Origin of the sequence: Allobosea massiliensis (genome assembly GCF_042655245.1) — a bacterium.
GTDB lineage: Bacteria > Pseudomonadota > Alphaproteobacteria > Rhizobiales > Beijerinckiaceae > Allobosea > Allobosea massiliensis.
In genome coordinates this window covers 13,037-34,005 of the sequence record NZ_JBHSLU010000019.1, presented here as the reverse complement: position 1 = coordinate 34,005, position 20,969 = coordinate 13,037, and the positions used below count along the sequence as shown (strand labels likewise).

General features: G+C 68.3%; 17 protein-coding genes. 10 read left to right on the top strand and 7 right to left on the bottom strand.

What is annotated here, in order from left to right; all coding sequences use genetic code 11:
• The first annotated feature begins 241 nt into the window (after positions 1–241).
• From ACFPN9_RS10275 to ACFPN9_RS10240, 8 genes are all read left to right on the top strand, one after another.
• Entirely contained in the window at positions 242–1,231 is a 990-nt protein-coding gene (locus ACFPN9_RS10275; RefSeq protein ID WP_377816810.1) for an NAD-dependent epimerase/dehydratase family protein, read from the top strand.
• Positions 1,228–1,989 carry an SDR family oxidoreductase gene (locus ACFPN9_RS10270; protein WP_066726087.1) on the top strand — a complete coding sequence of 254 codons (762 nt, stop codon included), beginning with the start codon at positions 1,228–1,230 and terminating at the stop codon, positions 1,987–1,989. Before ACFPN9_RS10275 ends, ACFPN9_RS10270 begins: the two co-directional genes overlap by 4 nt.
• A 47-nt stretch (positions 1,990–2,036) precedes the next feature.
• Positions 2,037–3,461, top strand: coding sequence for an NAD(P)-binding domain-containing protein (locus tag ACFPN9_RS10265; protein ID WP_066726089.1), 1,425 nt, complete (start codon positions 2,037–2,039; stop codon positions 3,459–3,461).
• A gap of 85 nt (positions 3,462–3,546) precedes the next feature.
• Positions 3,547–5,154: an ABC transporter substrate-binding protein gene (locus ACFPN9_RS10260; RefSeq protein WP_066726092.1), complete on the top strand. Its 1,608-nt coding sequence runs from the start codon at positions 3,547–3,549 to the stop codon at positions 5,152–5,154.
• 174 nt (positions 5,155–5,328) lie between these two features.
• Positions 5,329–6,360 carry an ABC transporter permease gene (locus ACFPN9_RS10255; RefSeq protein ID WP_066726095.1) on the top strand — a complete coding sequence of 344 codons (1,032 nt, stop codon included), beginning with the start codon at positions 5,329–5,331 and terminating at the stop codon, positions 6,358–6,360.
• Between the two features lie 124 nt (positions 6,361–6,484).
• Positions 6,485–7,333 (top strand): ABC transporter permease, encoded by an 849-nt coding sequence (locus ACFPN9_RS10250; RefSeq protein WP_066726098.1) that lies wholly within the window; start codon positions 6,485–6,487, stop codon positions 7,331–7,333.
• Between the two features lie 201 nt (positions 7,334–7,534).
• On the top strand, positions 7,535–9,322 hold the full coding sequence (nikE, locus tag ACFPN9_RS10245) for a nickel ABC transporter ATP-binding protein NikE (protein WP_245282379.1): 1,788 nt from the start codon (positions 7,535–7,537) through the stop codon (positions 9,320–9,322).
• An 81-nt stretch (positions 9,323–9,403) separates the two neighbouring features.
• Positions 9,404–9,721 (top strand): hypothetical protein, encoded by a 318-nt coding sequence (locus ACFPN9_RS10240; protein ID WP_066726104.1) that lies wholly within the window; start codon positions 9,404–9,406, stop codon positions 9,719–9,721.
• A 110-nt stretch (positions 9,722–9,831) separates the two neighbouring features.
• On the opposite strand, the gene iolB is transcribed toward ACFPN9_RS10240, so the two are convergent.
• From iolB to ACFPN9_RS10215, 5 genes are all read right to left on the bottom strand, one after another.
• Entirely contained in the window at positions 9,832–10,629 is a 798-nt protein-coding gene (iolB, locus tag ACFPN9_RS10235; RefSeq protein WP_067254285.1) for a 5-deoxy-glucuronate isomerase, read from the bottom strand.
• Positions 10,630–10,828: 199 nt separating this feature from the next.
• Positions 10,829–11,713, bottom strand: coding sequence for a myo-inosose-2 dehydratase (gene iolE / locus ACFPN9_RS10230; protein ID WP_066726110.1), 885 nt, complete (start codon positions 11,711–11,713; stop codon positions 10,829–10,831).
• A gap of 150 nt (positions 11,714–11,863) precedes the next feature.
• On the bottom strand, positions 11,864–13,711 hold the full coding sequence (gene iolD / locus ACFPN9_RS10225) for a 3D-(3,5/4)-trihydroxycyclohexane-1,2-dione acylhydrolase (decyclizing) (RefSeq protein WP_377816803.1): 1,848 nt from the start codon (positions 13,709–13,711) through the stop codon (positions 11,864–11,866).
• A 166-nt stretch (positions 13,712–13,877) separates the two neighbouring features.
• Positions 13,878–15,812, bottom strand: coding sequence for a bifunctional 5-dehydro-2-deoxygluconokinase/5-dehydro-2-deoxyphosphogluconate aldolase (locus ACFPN9_RS10220; RefSeq protein ID WP_066726116.1), 1,935 nt, complete (start codon positions 15,810–15,812; stop codon positions 13,878–13,880).
• A gap of 137 nt (positions 15,813–15,949) precedes the next feature.
• A complete protein-coding gene (locus ACFPN9_RS10215) occupies positions 15,950–16,828 on the bottom strand; it encodes a MurR/RpiR family transcriptional regulator (protein ID WP_066726119.1) in 879 nt (292 codons plus the stop codon).
• 183 nt (positions 16,829–17,011) lie between these two features.
• On the opposite strand from ACFPN9_RS10215, the gene ACFPN9_RS10210 reads away from it, so the two are divergent.
• A complete protein-coding gene (locus ACFPN9_RS10210) occupies positions 17,012–17,758 on the top strand; it encodes an aspartate/glutamate racemase family protein (protein ID WP_066726122.1) in 747 nt (248 codons plus the stop codon).
• 248 nt (positions 17,759–18,006) lie between these two features.
• Entirely contained in the window at positions 18,007–18,702 is a 696-nt protein-coding gene (locus ACFPN9_RS10205; RefSeq protein ID WP_066726125.1) for a hypothetical protein, read from the top strand.
• Positions 18,703–18,984: 282 nt separating this feature from the next.
• Here ACFPN9_RS10205 and ACFPN9_RS10200 read toward each other — a convergent pair whose 3' ends face one another.
• Both ACFPN9_RS10200 and ACFPN9_RS10195 read right to left on the bottom strand, forming a co-directional pair.
• Entirely contained in the window at positions 18,985–19,788 is an 804-nt protein-coding gene (locus ACFPN9_RS10200; RefSeq protein ID WP_066726128.1) for an SDR family NAD(P)-dependent oxidoreductase, read from the bottom strand.
• 132 nt (positions 19,789–19,920) lie between these two features.
• Positions 19,921–20,940, bottom strand: coding sequence for a TRAP transporter substrate-binding protein (locus ACFPN9_RS10195; protein WP_066726131.1), 1,020 nt, complete (start codon positions 20,938–20,940; stop codon positions 19,921–19,923).
• Positions 20,941–20,969 lie beyond the last annotated feature (29 nt).

Here is a 20,969-nt window from a genome sequence, read left to right as displayed (position 1 = left end):
GGCGACGAAGCGCCGGGCCGCTGCGGTGAAACGGGGCCGGAGGATGATGGCGGAGCCCTAGCCGATGAGGGCGCGCCTTGCAATGCGGCACGCCCCGACGAGAACGCGCAGGCCTCCGCGCATGATGCGGCTTGCCGCCGCGACGGCGGCATCCTTAGCTGCGGCCGCAAGCTCTTCTCCAGCGAACGCGCCGCATCCCTGCGGATGGCCGGCGCCACCTGACCCGACGAAAGGTCCCTTGGTGAGAACTCTGATCTTCGGCGGGGCCGGCTTCGTCGGGCTGAACATCGCAGAGGCGCTGCTGCGCGCCGGGCATGCGGTGACGGCTTTCGACCGCTCGCCGATCCCTGAGGCCGCACTGCAGGCCTTCGCCAAGCTGCCGGGCGGCTTCATCGCCATCCAGGGCGACGTCACCGACGAGGCCGCCGTGGCGGCGGCGATCGAGCCGGGCACCGATCTCGTCGTGATGGGCGCGGCGATCACCGCCGGGCGCGAGCGGGACGCAAGCGACCCGGCGACGACGCTGAAGGTCAATCTCCTGGCGCAGGTGCCGATCCTGGCGGCGGCGCGGGCGACCGGCGTGCGACGGGTGGTCAATCTGAGCTCGGCGGCCGCCTATGGCGCGACCGGCGAGCGTGTCGCCGAACTGGAGGAGACGACACCGGGCGATCCCGTCGGGCTCTATGCCATCACGAAATGGGCCAGCGAACGGGTCGGTGCACGGCTCGGCGATCTCTGGGGGCTCGACGTGGTGAGTCTTAGGCTGAGCGGGGTCTTCGGGCCCTGGGAGCATGCGACGGGCGTGCGCGACACGCTGAGCCCGCATTGCCAGATCCTGGCGGCAGCCGTGGCGGGCGAGCCCGCGATCCTGCCGCGGCCGGGTCTTCGGGACTGGATTTACGCTCCCGACGTGGCGGACGCCTTGCTGGCGGTGGCCGCAGCCGAGAAGCTGGGCCACGGCGTCTACAATGTCTCGACGGGAACGCGCTTCACGCTGCTCGACTGGGGGCAGCGGCTGGCGCAGGCCTTCCCGGGTTTCGTCTGCCGCCTGGCCGAGCCGGGCGAGGCGGCGACCATCGATTTCCACGGCCCGTCCGACCGCGCGCCGATGGCCGTGGCCCGGATCGCGCATGACATCGGCTGGTCGGCTCAGACCGAGGGGCTGGCGTCGGCCGACAGGCTGGCCGCCTGGTGGCAGGCTCACGGACGAAGCATGGAGACGGGACGATGAAGCTCGCCGGCAAGACGGCCCTGGTGACGGGCGCGGGCTCTGGCATCGGCCAGGCGATCGCGCTCCTGTTCGCGGCCGAGGGCGCGCAGCTCGCGCTGGTCGACCGCGACGAGGCCGGCCTCGCGGAGACGCTGGCGAAGCTCACCGCGTCGGGAGGCGCGGGCATTGTCCAGTGCGGCGATGTGGGTGAGCCTGGATTGGCCGAGGCAGCCGTGGCGGCCTGCGAGGCCCGTTTCGGCGGCCCGGACGTGCTGGTGACCGCGGCGGGGTTCTCCTGCGGCGGCACGGTGACGACGACGGCGCCCGACGATTGGGAGGCCGTGTTCCGCGCCAATGTCGGCGGCACCTTCCTGTTCGCGCGCGCGGCGATCCCGCGGATGCAGGCCCGCGGCGGCGGAGCGATCGTGACCTTCGCCTCGCAACTTGCGCTCGCCGGCGGGCGCGGCAACAGCGCTTACATCGCCGCGAAGGGCGCGATCCTTTCGCTGACGCGGACGATGGCCCTGGATTACGCCGCCGACGGCATCCGCGTGAACGCGATCGCGCCCGGTGCCATCGACACGCCGATGCTGCGACGCAGCTTCGCCCGCCATGCCGATCCGGAGCCGGTGCGGGAGGCCTCGCGCAACCGCCATGCGATGAAGCGCTTCGGCCGCGCGGAGGAGGTGGCGCAGGCCGCCCTCTATCTCGCCAGCGATGCCTCATCCTTCAGCACGGGCACCACGATGGTGGTCGATGGCGGCTGGCTGGCGGCCTGAGCGGAGAGGGCGCCGTGGACGGCATGAACGCTGCATCGGGGGCGGCCATGAAACATGACGGTCTCTCCCTGCTCGAAAGCCGCGTCGCGGCCGATCTCGCCCGCATCGCCCATCCGCGTGCACCCTGGCTGACGCCGAAGACGGGGCCGGACGGCCAGCCGGCCCATGACGTGATCATCGTCGGCGGCGGCCAGTGTGGCCTCGCCACGGCCTTCGGCCTGCTGCGCTCGCGCGTCGACAACATCCTGGTTCTGGACAAGGCGCCGGCCGGGCAGGAGGGCCCCTGGCGGAGCTATGCGCGGATGCACACGCTGCGCAGCCCGAAGGACTTCACCGGCCCCGACCTCGACGTGCCGAGCCTGACCTACCAGTCCTGGCATGAGGCGAAATACGGCGCCGACAGCTGGAATGAACTGGCGCTGATCCCGAAGGGCTACTGGGCCGATTATCTCGACTGGTTCCGCCATGTCACCGGCCTGCCCGTCCGCAACGAGGCCGAGGTCGTCGACATCGCGCCCGCGGACGGGCTGCTGGCGCTGACGGTCCGCAGCCATGGCGTCGAGAGCCGGCTCTATGCGCGCAAGGTCGTGCTGGCGACCGGCCAGGAGAGCATGGGCGACTGGAGCTTTCCGGGGGTGATTGCGGCGCTGCCGCCGACGCGCCGGGCCCATTGCGCGGAAGCGATCGACTTCGCGGCGCTGGCGGGCAAGCGCGTCGCCGTCATCGGCGCCGGCGCCTCGGCCTTCGACAATGCCGCGACCGCGCTGGAGGCCGGGGCCGCCGAGGTGCATCTGCTCTGCCGGCGCCAGGAGATCCAGGTGGTGCAGCCCTATCGCTGGCTGACCTTCCGCGGCTTCCTGCGCCATCTCGGCGATCTCGACGATGCCTGGCGCTGGCGTTTCATGAGCGCGATCATGGGGCTGCGCGAGGGGTTTCCGCAGGCGACCTATGATCGCTGCGCCACCCACGACGCCTTTCGGCTGCATCTGGGATCGCCTGTCGCGAGCGCCATCGACGGGTTGGGAGGGGTCGAACTGGCGACGCCGTCCGGCGGCCTGACCGTGGATTTCGTGATTTGTGCGTCCGGCATCGAGATCGACTTCGCCGCGCGGCCGGAACTCGCGCGCTTTGCCGGCAACATCGCCTCCTGGGGCGATCGCTACACCCCGCCCGTCGCCGAGCGCGACGAGCGGCTGGCGCGCTTTCCCTATCTCGCCGACGATTATGCCCTGACCGAACGCGTGCCCGGCGCGACGCCCTGGATCGCCGACATCCATCTCTTCAGCATCGCCTCGACGATGAGCTTCGGCGCCTCGGGCTCCTCGATCAACGCCATGACGACGGCCGTGCCCCGGTTGGTGAGCGGGCTGACCCGGGGTCTGTTCCGCGCCGACATCGAAGGGCTCTGGGCGGAATTCCAGGCCTATGACGAGCCGCAGGCGGTGATCCGGCCCCCGGCGGCGGCGGGCTGAGCGTGGCGCGCATGGCACCCCGCTTGCATCCTGTTCCGTTCGGAACCAACCTGTCGACCGAACCACAAAAACAGAGGGGATCATCATGAGCATGCTGCGGACCGCCTGCCTCGCGGCGGCACTGTTGACGACAACGGCGCTGCCGGCTCTGGCGCAGACGCGCGCCGAGACACTGCGCCACGTCACCGGCGCCGCGATCAACACGCTCGATCCGAACATTCCGGGCTCGACCCGCGAGGCTTTCGGCCTCTCGCTCCTGACCTATGACCGGCTGCTCTCTTTCGGAAAGAAGCAGCTCGACGGCAAATGGGTCTTCGATCTGGACAAGTTCCAGCCCGAGCTCGCCGAGAGCTACACGGTCAGCCCCGACGGGCTGAAGATCACCTTCAAGCTGCGCAAGGACGCCAAGTTCCACGACGGCACGCCGGTAACGGCGGAGGACGTGAAGTGGTCGCTCGACCGCGCCGTCACGGCCAATGTGCTCGGCAAGGGCCAGCTTCTGACCGGTTCGCTGACCAGCCCCGACCAGTTCAAAGTCGTCGACGCCCACACCTTCGAGGTGACGCTGCCGAAGCCGGACAAGCTGGCGCTCGCCAATCTCGCCGTGGTCTATCCGGTGATCTTCAACTCCAAGCTCGCCAAGTCGAAGGCGACGCCGGAGGACCCCTGGGCGCTGGCTTGGCTGAAGGAGAACACCGCCGGCTCCGGCGCCTATATCATCGAGAGCTTCAAGCCGGGCGAGACCACGATCCTGCGCCGCAATCCGGACTGGAACCGCGGCTCGGCCGACAAGCCCGCCGCCTTCAAGCGCATCATCACCCAGACGATTCCCGAGGCGGCGACCCGCGCCAACCTCGTCGAGAAGGGCGATGCGGACATCGCCATCGACCTGCAGGCGACCGACGCGGCCGATCTCGAGAAGAAGGGCAAGCTCAAGGTCATCTCGACCCCGCAATACAACGCCATCACCTTCGTCTCGTTCAACAACCAGATGCCGCCCTTCGACAAGCTCGAGGTGCGCAAGGCGATCGCCTATGCGCTGCCCTATGAGGACATGTTCAAGGCGGCGCTGTTCGGCCGCGGCAAGCCGCTCTATGGCGCGACCTGGGCGGATGGCAAGGCGCCGACGGGCGAGACCTTCCCGATCCCGCAGCCGGTGAAGACCGACCTCGCGGAGGCCAAGAAGCTGCTGACCGCGGCGGGCTTCCCCGACGGGTTCTCGACGACCTTCTCCTTCAATGTCGGCCAGGCCGGCACGGCCGAGCCGATGGCGGCGCTGCTGAAGGAGGCGCTCGCCAAGATCGGCATCAAGGTCGAGATCCAGAAGCTGCCGGACGCGCAGATGTCGACGCTGATCAACGAGAAGAAGGTGCCGTTTTTCACCGAGGGCATCGTCGCCTGGCTGCCTTCGATGGACTACTTCTACCGCAACTTCTACATCGGCCCGATCCGCTGGAACTATTCCTCGATCAACGATCCGCAGATCACGGACTGGGCCCAGACCGCCCGCTTCGAGCCGGACATGGCCAAGTATGCGGCGCTGGGCAAGCAGCTCAACACGCGGCATTTCGAGCTGATGCCGCAGATCCCGCTCTGGCAGCCCTCGCAGGACGCGGTGATGGCGCCCTCGATCGAGGGCTATGTCTACCAGTTCCACCGGCAGATCGACTTCCGGGATCTGAGCCGGAAGTGATGTTGGGCTGATCGGCTCGCAAACGCACACCGTCATCCTGGGGCTTCGCGCATGCGAAGTCCCGGGATCCATCATAAAGCACTGCGGTGCCCTATGATGGATTCCGGCCTGCGCCGCTTCGCGGCTTGTCCAGGATGACGGTGAGGAATTGATCAAGGGCGAGCGAGACAACTCATGTCGCAACTCTCCACCACCGCCAAACGGGCCGGCTGGCGCTTCGCTTCGTCGCTGCCGGCGCTGTTCGGCGTGCTGGTCTTCACCTTCCTCTTGATGCGGGTGCTGCCGGGCGATCCGGCGGTGTTCTTCGCGTCCGGCCCCAGCGCCGGGAAGGAGGAGATCGAGATGATCCGCAAGCAGATGGGCCTCGACAAGCCGGTCCCCGAGCAGCTGCTGCGCTATCTCGGCGATATCGGCTCAGGCAATCTCGGCCGCTCGCTGACCACGGGGCAGCCGGTGCTGGCGGATCTCAAATCGCGGCTGCCGGCCTCTCTGGAGCTGACCTTCTCGGCGCTGCTGATCGCGCTGCTGACGGCGATCCCGCTCGGCGTCGCGGCGGCGCTGCGGCAGGGCTCCTGGATCGACCATCTCGTGCGCTTCATCTGCGCGCTCGGCGTCTGCGTGCCGACCTTCGTCTCGGGGCTGCTGCTGATCTACGCCTTCTATTATCTGCTGGGCCTCGCGCCCGACCCGACGGGGCGCGTCGACATCTTCACCTCGCTGCCGCCGCGCGTGACCGGCTTCCTGCTGATCGATTTCGCGCTGGCGGGCGACTGGGAGGGCTGGCGGGCCGCCGCGGCGCAGCTCGTGCTGCCGGCGACGACGATGGCGCTGTTCGTGGTGGCGCCGCTGGCGCGCATCACGCGGGCGGCGATGCTGGCTTCGCTCGGCAGCGATTTCGTCCGCACCGCGCGTTCGCTCGGGCTGCCGCCGGCTAAGGTCATCGTCACCTATGCGCTGCGCAACGCGCTGCTGCCGGTGCTGACCATCGCGGGCATCGTGTTCTCGACCATGCTCGGCGCGAACGTGCTCGTCGAGAAGGTGTTCTCCTGGCCCGGCGTCGCTTCCTATGCACTCGATGCGCTGCTCTCGTCTGACTACGCCCCTGTGCAGGGCTTCGTGCTGCTGATGGCCTCGATCTTCGTCGTGGTGAACCTGACCGTGGACGTGCTCTACGGCATCGCTGATCCCCGGGTGTCGGTGGAATGAGGGGTTTTTCAGCACATGTCATGGTCGGGCTTGACCCGACCATCTCGGAAACGAGGGTCTCCTGCGCGAGATTCTCGGGTCTGCGCTTCGCTTCGCCCGAGAATGACGGCGGAGTCTTTGCGCCATGACCTCCTCGACGCTGCGTCACACCGTCTGGATCCTGCGCGGCAACCCGGTCACGGCGGTCGCCGCCGCCGGCGCCTTCATTCTCTGCGTGCTCGCCGTGATCGGCCCCTGGATCGTGCCGTTCGACCCGATCGCGTCGGATGTCGCCAATGCGCTGAAGCCGCCGAGCGCGATCTATTGGGCGGGCACCGACCAGCTCGGCCGCGACGTGTTCAGCCGGCTGATCGTGGCGGCGCGGCTCGACCTCGCGATCGCGGCCTCTGCCGTCAGCCTCTCCTTTGTGCTCGGCGCGGTCATCGGCGCCCTCTGCGGCTATACCGGCGGGCGGCTCGATCGCTATGTCGGGCGCTTCGTCGACGTGCTGATGGCGTTCCCGCTCTTCGTGCTGGCGATGGCGATGGTCGCCGCGCTCGGCAACCGGGTCGAGAACATCGTCATCGCGACCGCGATCATCAACCTGCCGTTCTATATCCGCTTCGCGCGAGCCGAGGTGAACGTCCGCCGCAATGCCGGTTGGGTCGAGGCGGCGCGCGCCAGCGGCGACAGCCATGTCTCGGTGGTGCTGCGCTTCCTGCTGCCGAACGTGCTGCCGGCGATGGCGGTGCAGGTCTCACTCAATCTCGGCTGGGCGATCCTGAACGCGGCGGGGCTTTCCTTCATCGGGCTCGGCGTCTCCGCGCCGACACCGGAATGGGGCATCATGGTCGCGGAGGGCGCGCGCTTCATCTCGACCGGCAAATGGTGGCTCGTCGCCTTTCCGGGGCTGGCGCTGATGCTGACGGTCCTGTGCTTCAACCTGCTCGGCGACGGCCTGCGCGACATCCTCGACCCGCGGATGCGGACGTGATGGTCGTTTCATGCCGGAACCTCTCCGTCATTCCGGAGCGGCCCGAAGGGGCGAGCCCGGAACCCAGAACCTCAGGCTTTATGCGGAAATGACGGGACGTGCTTCGCCTCCTGCCCAGCCGGCATCGGTTCTGGGTTCCGGGCTCATCGCTGCGCGATGCCCCGGAATGACGAAGAGGGTCCGAGCCACGGGCGCGAGACCATGAACACTATGCCTGCCAGCACCGCCCCCCTCCTCGCCATCGACGATCTGCACGTCACCTTCTCGACGCGGCGGGGGCTGGTCGAGGCCGTGCGTGGCGTGTCCTTCTCGGTCGCAGCCGGCGAGACGCTGGGCGTCGTCGGCGAGAGCGGCTCAGGTAAGTCGGTGACGGCCTTTGCGGTGACGCGGCTGCTCGATGCGTCGGGCCGGGTCAGCCAGGGCCGCATCCGCTTCGCCGGCGAGGACATCACCACGGCGTCGTCGAAGCAGCTGCGCCGCCTGCATGGCGCGGCGATCTCGATGATCTTCCAGAATCCGCGCGGCGCGCTGAACCCGATCCGCACGGTCGGCCAGCAGATCGCCGACGCGATCATGGCCCATGAGCCGATCTCGGCGGGCGAGGGCCGGGCGCGGGCGCTCGAGCTGCTCAAGGCGGTGCTGATCCGCGAGCCCGAGAAGCGGCTCGACGCCTATCCGCACGAGCTCTCGGGCGGCATGTGCCAGCGCGTCATGATCGCCATGGCGATCGCCTGCGCACCCAAGCTCCTGATCGCCGACGAGCCGACGACGGGGCTCGACGTCACCACGCAGAAGACGGTGATGGACCTGCTGTCGCAGATCACCGCCGAGCGCGGCATGGCGATGATCCTGATCACGCACGACCTCGGACTGGCCTCGCGCTATTGCCAGCGCGTCTGCGTGATGGAGCAGGGCAAGGTCGTCGAGGAGGCACAGCCGCTGTCCCTGTTCAGCGCGCCGCAGCACCCCTACACCAAGCGCCTGGTCGCAGCCTCCCCGACAGCGACCTCGACGATCGCCGATCTGGCGCCGGAGGCCTTGGCGCCGTCTGCCGTCGCCCACAGCCCTCATCCTGAGGAGGCCGCGCCAGCGGCCATCTCGAAGGATGGTTCAGTGGTCTCGGAGCCTCCTGGAGCATCCTTCGAGACGAAGCCTGCGGCTTCTCCTCAGGATGAGGGCTCAAGAAAGGCCAAGCCCGCGCCGGGCACGCCGCTGCTGCTCGAAGTCCAGAACCTGGTGAAGCGCTATGACCGCGGCGTGGTCGCGGTGAACGACGTCTCCTTCGCGATCCGGGCCGGCGAGAGCCTCGGCCTCGTCGGCGAATCCGGCTCGGGCAAGAGCACGATCTCGCGGCTGGTCTGCCGGCTGATCGACGCCAGCGAGGGCGAGATCCTGTTTGACGGCCAGGCGATCGGCACTCAAGCCGCGCGCGACTTCCACCGCTCGCCGCTGCGCAAGGACATCCAGATCGTTTTCCAGGACCCGACCGACAGCCTCAACCCGCGCTTCAACGCCTTCGACTGCATCGCCCATCCGCTGCGGCGGCTTCTGAACATGAAGGACGGGGCGGCGCTCACTGCCCGCGTCAGCGAATGCGCGGAGCGCGCCGGGCTGCCGAGCAGTCTGCTGGAGCGCTTCCCGCACCAGCTCTCGGGCGGGCAGAAGGCGCGCGTCGGCATCGCGCGCGCCATCGCTTGCCGGCCGCGACTCCTGATCCTCGATGAGCCGACGGCGGCGCTCGACGTCTCGGTTCAGGCGGTGATCCTGCAATTGCTCGACCGGCTGCGGCGCGAGGACGATCTGGCGCTGCTCTTCGTCAGCCACGACCTCAACGTCGTGCGGATGATGTGCGAGCGCACCGTGGTGATGCAGAACGGGCGGATCGTCGAGCAGGGAGAGAGCCTCTCGCTCTTCGCCGCGCCGCAGACGGACTATGCGCGCACGCTGCTCGACGCCGTGCTGCATCTCGGCGGGCCGACTGCTCGTTAGCCAGCCGATCGCGCCTTGAATTTGCGGCAAAGCGGCGGATCATGGCGGACGATGTTTCGCCACCGCCCGAGGACAGCCTTCATGCCCCGTCTCCCGCTGCTGCCGGCCCTCGTGCTGCCCGTCCTGCTCGGCGCCTGCGCGATCCCGACCTCGCGGTCGAACATCGTCGTGCTGACGGACAACAAGGCGGTGGTGGAATCCTGCACCAGCCTCGGTGAGATCGACGGCGCCTCCGAGCTGCATTCCGTCCTGATCCTCGACAAGGCGCGGGACGCTGCGATCTCGCGGCTGAAGATCCGGGCGGCCGATCTCGGCGGCACCCATGTCCTGACCAGCGTCGCCGACATCAAGTGGAAGGGGCCGTCGACGACCGGGACGGTTTATAAGTGCGGGGGGTGAGGGGGGGCGCGTCGTCATGGTCGGGCTTGACCCGACCATCTCCGGCTCGAGCATTCTCGTCCTGAGGTTCTCGGGGCAAGCCCGAGAACGACGCCAGGACATCGGCCGCCTCACAGCTTCGTCAGCCACTCATGCTCGGCGGCGTTGTGGAACTTCCAGGTCCGCTTCGGGCCGGCCATGACATTGAGATAATAGAGATCGTAGCCATGGCAGGTGGCGCAGGGGTGGTAGCCCTTCGGCACCAGCACGACGTCGCCATCCTCGATCGCCATGGCCTCGTCGAGGCTGCGGTCGTCGGTGTAGACACGCTGGAAGCCGAAGCCCTGCGGCGGGTTCAGCCGGTGGTAATAGGTCTCCTCGAGATGGGACTCGCGCGGCAGGTCGTCCTGGTCGTGCTTGTGCGGCGGATAGCTCGAGGTGTTACCGGCCGGCGTGATCACCTCGACGACGAGGAGCGAATCCGCCGGCTCGTTCTCGGGTAGGATGTTGGTGACGTGGCGGGTGTTGCTGCCCTTGCCGCGGATCTCCTGGCCGAGATCGTCGGGCGCGATCACCCGCACCGGCAGGCCGCCCTTCAAGCCGGGCGCGGTGCAGACCGCGAGTTCCAGATCGGTGGTCGCCGTCACCGACCAGTCCGACCCTTGCGGGACATAGAGCGACCAGGGCTTGCCCTCGAAGGGGCTCATGCGCTGGCCGAGGGTGCCGAGAGCCTGTCCGCCGGCCGCGACCTCGCCCTTGCCCGTGACGAAGACGAGGCAGGCCTCGCGATCGCCCGTCGCCGCCGACACGCTCTCGCCGGCCTTGAGCCGGTGCAGCTCGAAGCCGACATAGGTCCAGCCGGCGCTGTCAGGCGTGACGCGGGTCACGAGCCCGTGGCGGCCGGTGGGGCGGATCTTGAGGTGGGACATGGGGTGCGTCCTTGAGGTCTAAGGTACTGGCTGGCGAACCGCGCCGTCATTCCGGGGCTTCGCGTCAGCGAAGAGCCCGGAACCCATAACCGCTGTCGATGCCGGACAGGGTGGCGGCGTTCCGGACTGTTCGTCGACACCTGCGGTTATGGGTTCCGGGCTCGCCCTGCGGGCGCCCCGGAATGACGGGGGAGGTTGATCAGCCCAGCCCCGCTTCCTTGACGAAGCGGCTGAGATTGGCGTGGCCGAGCTTCGCATAGGTTGCGGGCTCTGCCTTCTTCGGGTCCTGCTCGGCCTCGACGACGATCCAGCCGGAATAGCCCTGCAGCTCCTTGAGCACGCGGACATAGTCGATCAGCCCGTCGCCCGGCACGGTGTAGACACCGGCCAGCACCGATTGCAGGAAGGACCAGTCCTCCCTGTTGGACTGCCACATCACGGCCTCGCGGATGTCCTTGCAGTGGACATGGTGGATGCGCGCTTTCCAGTGCCTTGCGATGCGGGCGGGATCGCCGCCGCCCCAGGTGGCGTGGCCGGTGTCGAGCAGGAGCCCGACGGCGTCGCCGGTGACGGCCATGAAGCGGTCGATCTCGGATTCGGTCTGCACCACCGTGCCCAGATGGTGGTGATAGACGAGCTGAAGGCCGTATTCGGCTTTCAGGCCCTGGGCGAAGTTTGTGAAGCGCGCGCCGAATGGCGCCCAGTCGTTCTTCGCCAGCACCGGGCGGGCCGAGAGCGGCCTGGCCATGTCGGAGTGGATGGCGTTCGAGGTCTCGGCCGCGATCAGAACGGTGCAGCCCATGTCGCGCAGCAGGGTGGCGTGAGCCTTCACGGCCTCCATCTCGGCGGCGACGTCGCGGATCAAAAGCTCGGTCGAGTACCAGCCCGAGACGAGTGCGTGGCCATGGGCGTCGAGGATCGGCTTCAGCGCGGCGGCGGTGCGCGGGAACTTGTTGCCGAGCTCCATGCCGGTGAAGCCGGCCGTGCGGGCCTCGCTCAGGCAGGTCTCGAGCGGAATGTCGCCGCCGATCTCCAGCATGTCGTCATTCGACCAGCCGATGGGGTTTGCGCCGATGCGGATCATGTGTGGGGTCTTTCTTCCATTCGCTGATCGTCTTCGCCCGTCATCCTGGGCTTCGCGCAGCGAAGACCGGGATCCATCAGAGGGCGCTGTGGCCTATGATGGATCCCGGTCGACCTGCGGTCGCCCAGGATGACGGCGACGTTGTACCGATTACACACCGATCGTCTGCCGCTTGCGGCGCTCGTCATAGCTCGCCCGTGCGGCGCGGACTTCGGCGCGTTCGCTGACCTCCGGCACCGTGACATCCCACCAGGCGCCGCCCGCGCCGGTCGAGACCAGCGGGTCGGTGTCGATGACGACGACCGTGGTGCGGGTGTTTATCTTCGCCCGGGCCAGAGCAACTTCCAGTTCGGCGATCGAGGCGGCCTTCACGGCGATCGCGCCGAGGCTGGCGGCGTGCTGGACGAAGTCGATCTCGGGCAGGGTCTCGTGGCGGGCGTCCTTCAGCAGGTTGTTGAAGGAGGCGCTGCCGGTCGCGTTCTGGAGGCGGTTGATGCAGCCGAAGCCGCGATTGTCGAGCAGCACGATGGTGAGCCTGAGGCCGAGCATCACCGAGGTCGCGATCTCGGAGTTCATCATCAGATAGGAGCCGTCGCCGACCATGACGACGACCTCCTTGTCGGGCCGCGCCATCTTGGCGCCGAGCCCGCCGGCGATCTCGTAGCCCATGCAGGAGAACCCGTATTCGGCGTGGTAGGAGCCGGGCGAGCCCGCCTGCCAGAGCTTGTGCAATTCGCCGGGCAGGCCGCCGGCCGCATGCAGCAGGATGACCTCCGCGCCGAGGCTGCGCTGGACGGCGCCGATGACCTGAGCGTCCGAGGGCAGCGCGGCGTTGGTCGCGGCGGTGACCGCCGCGGCCTCCTTCCGCCACGCGGCCTTGCCGGCCTTGGCGTCGGCGGTCCAGCTCGCGGGTGCCTGCCAGCCAGCGAGGGCGTCGCGCAGTTCGGCGAGGCCCTCGCGGGCGTCCGCCACCAGCGGCAGGGCGCGGTGCTTGCCGGCGTCGAAGGCCTGAACGTTGAGGCCGATCACGCTCTTGCCGGCGGCGAAGAGCGCCCAGGAGCCGGTGGTGAAATCCTGCAGGCGCGTGCCCACCGCAAGGATCAGATCCGCCTCCGCCGCGAGGCGGTTGGCGGCGCCCGTGCCGGTGACGCCGACGGCGGCCATGTTCAGCGGCGCCTCATCGGGCAGGGCCGACTTGCCCCCTTGCGTCTCGCAGACGGGGATGCCGGTCTGCGTCGCAAAGCGGGCGAGTTCGTCGCTGGCGCCGGAATAGAGCACGCCGCCGCCGGCCACGATCAGCGGCTTCTGCGCGGCCTTCAGCGCGGTGGCCGCCGCCGCGAGTTCGGCCCGGTCGGGCCGCGGGCGGCGCGGCGTCCAGAGGCGCTCCTCGAAGAAGCTCTCGGGATAGTCATAGGCTTCCGCCTGCACGTCCTGGCAGAGCGCGAGCGTGACGGGCCCGCATTCGGCCGGATCGGTCAGCACCTGCATGGCGCGATGGAGCGCCGGGATGATCTGCTCGGGCCGGGTGATGCGGTCGAAATAGCGCGAGACCGGCTTGAAGCAATCATTGGCGGAGACGGTGCCGTCGCTGAAATGCTCGACCTGCTGGAGCACGGGGTCGGGAATGCGGTTGGCGAAAACGTCACCGGGCAGCAGAAGCACCGGCAGGCGGTTGACATGGGCGAGCGCCGCTGCGGTAACGAGATTGGTCGCGCCGGGGCCGATCGAGGTCGTCGCGGCCATGAAGCGGCGGCGCATGTTCGCCTTGGCATAGGCGATGGCCGCATGGGCCATGGCCTGCTCGTTATGGGCGCGGAAGGTCGGCAGGCGCTCGCGCTCCTGCCAGAGCGCCTCGCCGAGGCCCGCGACATTGCCATGGCCGAAGATCGCCCAGACGCCACCGAAGATGGGCAGGCGCTGCCCGTCGATCTCGGTCATCTGGCGGCTCAGATAGCGCGTCAGCGCCTGGGCCATGGTGAGGCGGATGGTGGCGGTCATGTCGGGATTCGACTCTCTGTACGATAACCGGCTGTCATCCCGGGCGAGCGGGGCGAGACCCGGGATCCATTCCGGAGCCTAACCCGCAAAGGCTCCGGAATAGGTCCCGGATCTCCGCTGCGCTCCGTCCGGGATGACCCGCGCGGGTGGAATGTCGGCATGGAGCCTACGCCGCCTTGCGGTCGCGGGTGGCGATCCAGAGCTCGGTCAGCGCGCCGAAGCGGCGGGCCATGTCGGCGATGGCGGTCTCGTCGTCCATGCGGCCGGCGAGCCAGGCTTCGGCTGCGGCCATGAAGATGGTGCGGCCGACGGCGAAGCCCTTGACGATGGGGGTGGCGGCGGTGGCGGCGAAGCCCGCCTCCAGCTCCTCGGCGGGGGCGTCGAGCCCGAGCAGCAGCACGCCGCGGCACCAGGGGTCGTTGCGGGCGATGGTCTGCTCGATCGCGGCCCAGGCGGCGGGCGAGGCCTGCGGCTCGAGCTTCCACCAGTCCGGCTTGATGCCGAGGTCGTAAAGCTCCTGCATAGCGCGGGCGATGGTGTCGGGGCCGAGCGGGCCGTGCTTGCCGGCGATGATCTCGACCAGCAATTCGCGGCCGACCTTGCGCGCCGCATCGAAGAGCGTGCGCAGCTTCTCCTGCTGGGCCTGCTTGAGCGCGGGCTCGTCGTCGGGATGGTAGAAGCAGAGCGCCTTGATGCAGTGATCGACCGGCCATTCCGGCAGAGCCGAGCCGATGTCCTGGCTGCCCTCGAAGCGCAGCGGCCGCGAGCCCGGCAGCTCGACCGGGCGGCCGAGCCAGGAGAAGGGGTGGCGGGCGAATTCGAACATCGCCTCGCGGCCATGCTTCTCGTCGAGCAGCATGCCGTAGCCCGGCCGGCCGGCCGCGACGCGGGCGGCCGCCTTGACGGCGAGCACCTTGAAGTCGCGGATGCGGGCGGGGTCGGCCCCGAGCTTCTGCGCGACCTCCTCGAGCTGGGCACGGTGGTCGCAGGCGAGCGCCATCAGCGAGGGGATGTCGCGGCGGCGCGTGGTCGCCCAGTGGATGTGGTTGATCGCCTCGTCCTTGCGGAGCGCGCGATGCGGGCTGCCGTTCCTGAGGAAATACTGCAGCTCCGCGAAGGTCGGGCTTTCGGGCGAGCAGAGCAGGCGCGAGACGGCGAAGGCACCGCAGGCATTGGCCCAGGTCGCCGCCGTCTGCAGGCTCTCGCCGCCGAGCCAGCCGCGCAGGAAGCCGGACATGAAGGCGTCGCCCGCGCCGAGCACATTGTAGACTTCGATCGGGAAGCCCTTGCCGACGATGCCGTCCTCGAGATCGTCGGAGATCGCGCCCTCATAGACGATGCAGCCCATCGGGCCGCGCTTGAGCACGATGGTGGCGGGGGTGAGCGCGCGGATCGTCTTGAGCGCCGGCAGCAACTCGCTCTCGCCCGAGGCGATCAGCACCTCTTCTTCCGTGCCGACGACGAGGTCGCAGCCGGGCAGGACGCTCTTCATCCGCTCCGAGACGGCGGCCGAGGCGATGTAGCGGTTGTCGCCGGCGGCATGGCCGGCGAGCCCCCAGAGATTGGGGCGGTAGTCGATGTCGAGGACGACCTTGCCGCCCTGCGCCCGCATCAGCCGCATCGCCTTGCGCTGGGCGGCCTCGGTGTTGGGCTTCGCGAAATGGGTGCCGGTGACGACGACGGCGCGGGCCGTGGCGAGGAAGGCCGCGTCGACGTCCGCTTCCTCCAGCGCCATGTCGGCGCAGTTCTCGCGGTAGAACAGCAGCGGGAAGGACTTGTCGCTCTCGACCGAGAGGATGGCGAGCGCGGTCAGCCGCGTCGGGTCGGTCTTCAGCCCGCCGAGATCGACGCCCTCGCGCGCGAGCTGCTCGCGCAGGAAGCGGCCGAACTGCTCGTCGCCGACGCGGGTCAGCAGGGCCGAGCGCAGGCCGAGCCGCGCGGTACCGATGGCGATGTTGGCCGGGCAACCGCCGACCGATTTGGCGAAGCTGCCGACATCCTCGAGCCGCGAGCCGATCTGCTGGCCGTAGAGATCGACCGATGCGCGCCCGATGGTGATGACGTCGAGCGACGGCGCGGGTCCGCCCTGCGATGCCGCCATGTCGTTCTCCCGGCTCTTCCTGCCCCTGGTCCCGGCTGCGCTGCGCGCTCCGGCGATCCGTCGCTTACGAAATAACAGTTCTACTTTCCAGTCAATTCGGAACGGACGTTCCCGATTGGGAGAAGGGGTCGAGGGCGTCAGGAAGAATTGCGCGCGCGGCCGCGCGGCTTGCCGGGCTTGCGGTCCCGGCGGGCGTCGCCGATGCCGACGGCGAGCGCCATCGACAGCGCCATGGTGGCCGAGAGCGTGCGGAAGCCGCCGAAATCAGCCTCCGCCACCTCGAACCAGAGCGTGGCGAACTGGACCAGCGGCGAGAAGGCGCTGTCGGTGATGGCGACGACCGGCACGCCGCGCTCCGAGAGCTGGCGGGCCTCGTTGATCGTCTCGGCCGCATAGGGCGAGAAGCTGACGGCGAGCGCGACGTCGCGCGGCGTCGCGAAGGAGAGAATCTCGGGACTCAGGCCGGCGGCCGATTCGACGAGCTGGTTGCGCACGCCGAGCTTGCCCAGCGCATAGGCCATGTAGCTCGCGACCGGATAGGAGCGCCGCCGCGCTATTATATAGACCGTTTCCGCCCCGGCCAGGGCCGCGATGGCGCGGTCGAGCTGCGCCTCGTCGAGCGAGCGGGCCATCAGGTCGAGCGAGGTACCGGATGCGGTCAGGAAGCCTTCGAGGATGCGGTGATTGGCGCCGTTGCCGCCGACATCGGCGCGCAGCGCGTTGAGCCGCTCCTCATAGCTCGAATTGCGCTCGCGCAGCCGTTCGCGGAAGACGCTCTGCAGGCTGGTGAAGCCATCGAAGCCGAGATGCTGGGCGAAGCGCACCAGCGTCGAGGGCTGGACGCCCGCGGCGTCGGCGATGCTGGCCGCCGTGCCGAAGGCGATCTCGTCGGGGTTGTCGAGCGCATAGGCGGCGACCTGGGCAATGCGCTTGGGCAGCGACTGGCGGCGGGCGAGGATCAGCGATCTCAGGCCGTCGAAATCGCGAGGGGCCGAAAGGGCCGTCTCGTCCGTCATGCCATCTCTCTCCCGGCCGCGCGCGGCTTCGCCACCCCTTACTGGCAGCGCGCGCGGAATGGATCAAGTGTTCCAGCGATGGAACGCGCCGCGCCGTGCTCGCCGTCCCCGCTGGATCGCCGGCCCGCGCCATGGCACGCAGCCTGCAGGCGCCGCGCGCCCACGCCAAGAGAGCGAGACGCAATGAAGATCCTGCTGCTGAACCCCAACACCAGCGAAAGCCTGACGACCCGGCTGCTCGATGCGGCGGTACAGGTCGTCGGGCCGGAGACGCAGATCGTGCCCGCCACGGCCCCGCGCGGCGTTCCTTACATCTCGACGCGGGCGGAGGCGCAGATCGGCGGCGCGATCGCGCTGGAGATGCTGGCGGAGCGGGCGGGCAGCTATGACGCGGCGGTGATCGCGGCCTTCGGCGATCCCGGCCTGTTCGCAGCGCGCGAATTGTTCGAGGTGCCGGTGGTCGGCATGGCGGAGGCGGCGATGCTGACGGCCTGCATGCTCGGCCGACGCTTTGCCATCGTCACCTTCGCGAGCGCGCTTGGGCCCTGGTACCAGGAATGCGTCGAGATGCACGGCATGGCCGATCGCTGCGCCGGGATCCGCATGCTCGACGGCGCCTTCCGGTCGATCTCGGATGTGCAGGAGGAGAAGGAGGAGCTGCTGGTCGCGCTCGCCAATGACGCGGTCGCGAGCACGCAGGCCGATGTGGTGATCCTGGCCGGGGCGCCGCTGGCGGGGCTGGCGGCGAAGGTTCGCGAGCGCATTCCCGTGCCGGTGATCGACCAGGTTCAGGCGGCGGTGCGGCAGGCGCAAACGCTGGCGCTGCTGCGCCCGCTCAAGGCGCGCACGGGCAGCTTCGCGCGCCCTGCGGGCAAGGAGAGCGTCGGGCTGGCGGGACCGCTGGCGGACTGGATCGCAAGGCGGGGGTGAGGACTCTGTTAGCCGTGAACGCGTAAAACGGACGGGAACGCCCAATCATCGGGGCTCGATCCATCATGCGAATGGATTTAGCCCCCAGTTGGAGGTTTCCATCGATGCCGGCACGAATGAAGAAGCCGCACGGTTCGGTGGCGCAATGAAGAGGACGAGGCCGGCTTCGGAAGGAATGGTGTTGGTCGGGATGGCGTTGCCTCGCAGGGGTGTCTCCCCGTCTTCCGGATGCCGGTGAGCGGTTCGCCATGCTGAAGCGCGTCGCCATGATCGTTGCGGCCCCGCTGCTGATCCTGATTGGCCTCAAGGCTTGCTGGTCCATCGCCTTCCCGACAAACAGCTTCCGCTACAAGTTGACGGTTGAGGTCAACACTCCTGATGGCGTGAAGTCCGGCTTCAGCGTGGTCGAGGTGTTCGAGACGAAGCAGCCCCGAGGCTTCTCGGGCGGCATGCGCATCGTCGGCGAGGCCGTGACCGTCGATCTGGGTGCGCGAGGACCGATTTTTGTGCTGTTGAAGAACGGCTCGCGCGAGGAAGGCTTCAACTCCGAACCGGGCTCGATCGTCTACTCGGCCTTTCCGAGGGATAGCCGGCCAGGGCATAGGGGCGGTGAGGCCCTGCCCGAGAACCTGAAACGCTATCGTGACGAGCATCTGGTGGCGCCCCTTCGGCCCGAACAAATGCCGTTGATGGTCCGTTTCCTCGATCCGCGTGATCCAAAGACGGTTTCACGTGTCGATCCAACCAATATCGCAGCGAGCTTCGGCCCCGGTTATGGTTTCAAGAGCGCAACACTGGAGACAACGCGTGATCCTGTGACCGTCGGTGTCCAGAGATATTTGCCGTCATTTGGCCCGGAAACCGGCTTTGGCGAATGGATTAGCAAAATTCCGTCTTGGGATTTTCGATCTATAACGTTGTCCGAATTCAAGAGAGGCGCGTGATCGGCGCGGCTGTGCCGTTGACGGCGCAGGGCGGGCTTTGAGCGGCCGGCGGGCAAGGAGAGCGTCGGTCTGGCGGGGCCGCTGGCGGAGTGGATCGCGCGGCGTGGGTGACCGTCGCAACTTGCAGCCAGAACCACCCCCGTCATCCTGGACAAGCCGCGCTGCGGCGCAGGCCGGGATCCATCATCGGGCTCCGCGGCGCCCGATGATGGATCCCGGTCGGCCTTTGGCCGCCCAGGATGACGGCGCGTTTCAGAGCATGATCGGAATGACGGCAGACCTCTACCCCACCCCGCTCGCGCCGCAGGTCTGGCCGCCGTCGACCGGCAGGCAGACGCCCGTGATGAACTTCGCCTCGTCGGAGGCGAGGAAGACGGCGGCGTTGGCGATGTCCCAGGCGGTGCCCATCTTGCCCATCGGCACGAGCGCGTCGCGGGCGGCGACCATCTCCTCGACGGAGGGGTACTGCGCCGAGATCTGCTTGTAGATCATCGGCGTGTCGATCAGCCCGGGCATGATGCAGTTCGCCCGGATGCCTTGCCTTGCGTATTGCATGGCGAGCGCCACCGTCGCCTGGTTCACGGCGGCCTTGGTCGCGTAATAGGCGAAATAGGGATAGCCGACCCAGCGGATCGCCGCGATCGAGGAGATGTTGACGATCGCGCCGCCGCCGCCTGCCAGCATATGCGGGATCACGGCCTTGGAGCAGCGGTAGACCGGGCCGAGATTGAGGTCGATCGCGGCCTGGAACTGCTCCTCCGACAGTTCGACCGGCCCGCCCATATGGGTGACGCCGACATTGTTGTGGAGGATGTTGATGCGGCCGAAGCGCGTCATCGTCGCCGCCACGGCCGAGTCGATTGAGGCCTGGCGGGTCACGTCGGCGGCGAGCGCGATGGCGACACCGCCCTCGCCATTGATGATCGCCGCGGTCTCCTCGGCCGCCGCCTGGCTGATGTCGATACAGGCGACGCGCGCGCCCTCGCGGGCGAAGGCGACGGCCGCCGCCTTGCCATTGCCCCAGCCCTCGCCGGAGGAGCCGGCGCCGAAGACGACGGCGATCTTGCCCTTAAGGCGGTCGGCCATGGTGGACGCTCTTCGATCGGTTGCAGAAACGGGCCGTCATTGCGAGGAGGCGCAGCCGACGAAGCAATCCAGAGCGGCAGAGCGCTTCAGTCTGGATTGCTTCGCTGCGCTCGCAATGACTGCTGAGCAGCCTCAGCTCAGCGAGCCGCCGACGGCCTTCTCGAGGATGCCCCAGGCCTCGTCGCCGTACTTCTTCTTCCACTCGGCGTAGAAGCCGGCCTTGCGCAGGGCGTCGCGGAAGGCCTCCGCCTTGGTCTCGTTGAAGACCATGCCCTTGGACGTCAGGTCGTCGCGCAGGCCGGCGTTGAGCTTGGCGACGTCGGCTCGCTCCAGCTCGGCGGCGGCGTTGAGGTTCTTGGCGACGATGGCGCGCAGATCCTCCGGCAGACGCTCCCAGGCGCGGCGGTTGCCGAGGAACCAGAAGCCGTCCCACATATGGTTGGTGACGGAGAGATATTTCTGCACCTCGAAGAGCTTGGCTGTCGAGATGATCGCGAGCGGGTTCTCCTGCGCATCGACGATCTTGGTCTGCAGCGCGGTGTAGACCTCGGCGAAGTTGATGCTCGCCGGGGCCGACTGGAAGGCGGTAAACATCGAGGTCCAGAGCGGCGAGACCGGCACGCGGATCTTCAGGCCCTTGAGATCGTCGGGGGTGTTGATCGGGCCCTTGGACGAGGTGATCTGGCGGAAGCCGTTGTCCCAGATCTTGTCCATGACGACGAGGTTGGCCTTCTGGATCTGGCCGCGGACATAGGCGCCGAGCTCGCCGTCCATCGCCTTCCAGACGGCGTCGTAGTTCGGGAAGGCGAAGCCGATGCCCGAGACCGAGGCGTTGGGCACGAGCGTCGAGAGGATCAGCGGCGACAGCGTGAAGAACTCGACGCCGCCCGAGCGGACCTGGCTCAGCATGTCGGTGTCGGAGCCGAGCTGGTTGTTCGGGAAGATCTGGATGACGACCCGACCATTGGTCTCGGCCTTGATCTTCTCCACCGCCTCGTTGGCACGCTGGTTCATCGGATGCGTCAGCGGCAGGTTGTTGGCGTATTTGTAGGTGAACTCGGCGCTCTGGGCCGAGGCACGGCCGATCGAGAAGGTGCCGATGGCGGAGGCTGCGGCGGTGCCCTGCAGCAGGGTGCGGCGTGAGATGGTCATGGTCGTTTCTCCCAGTGGTTTGTTATGGG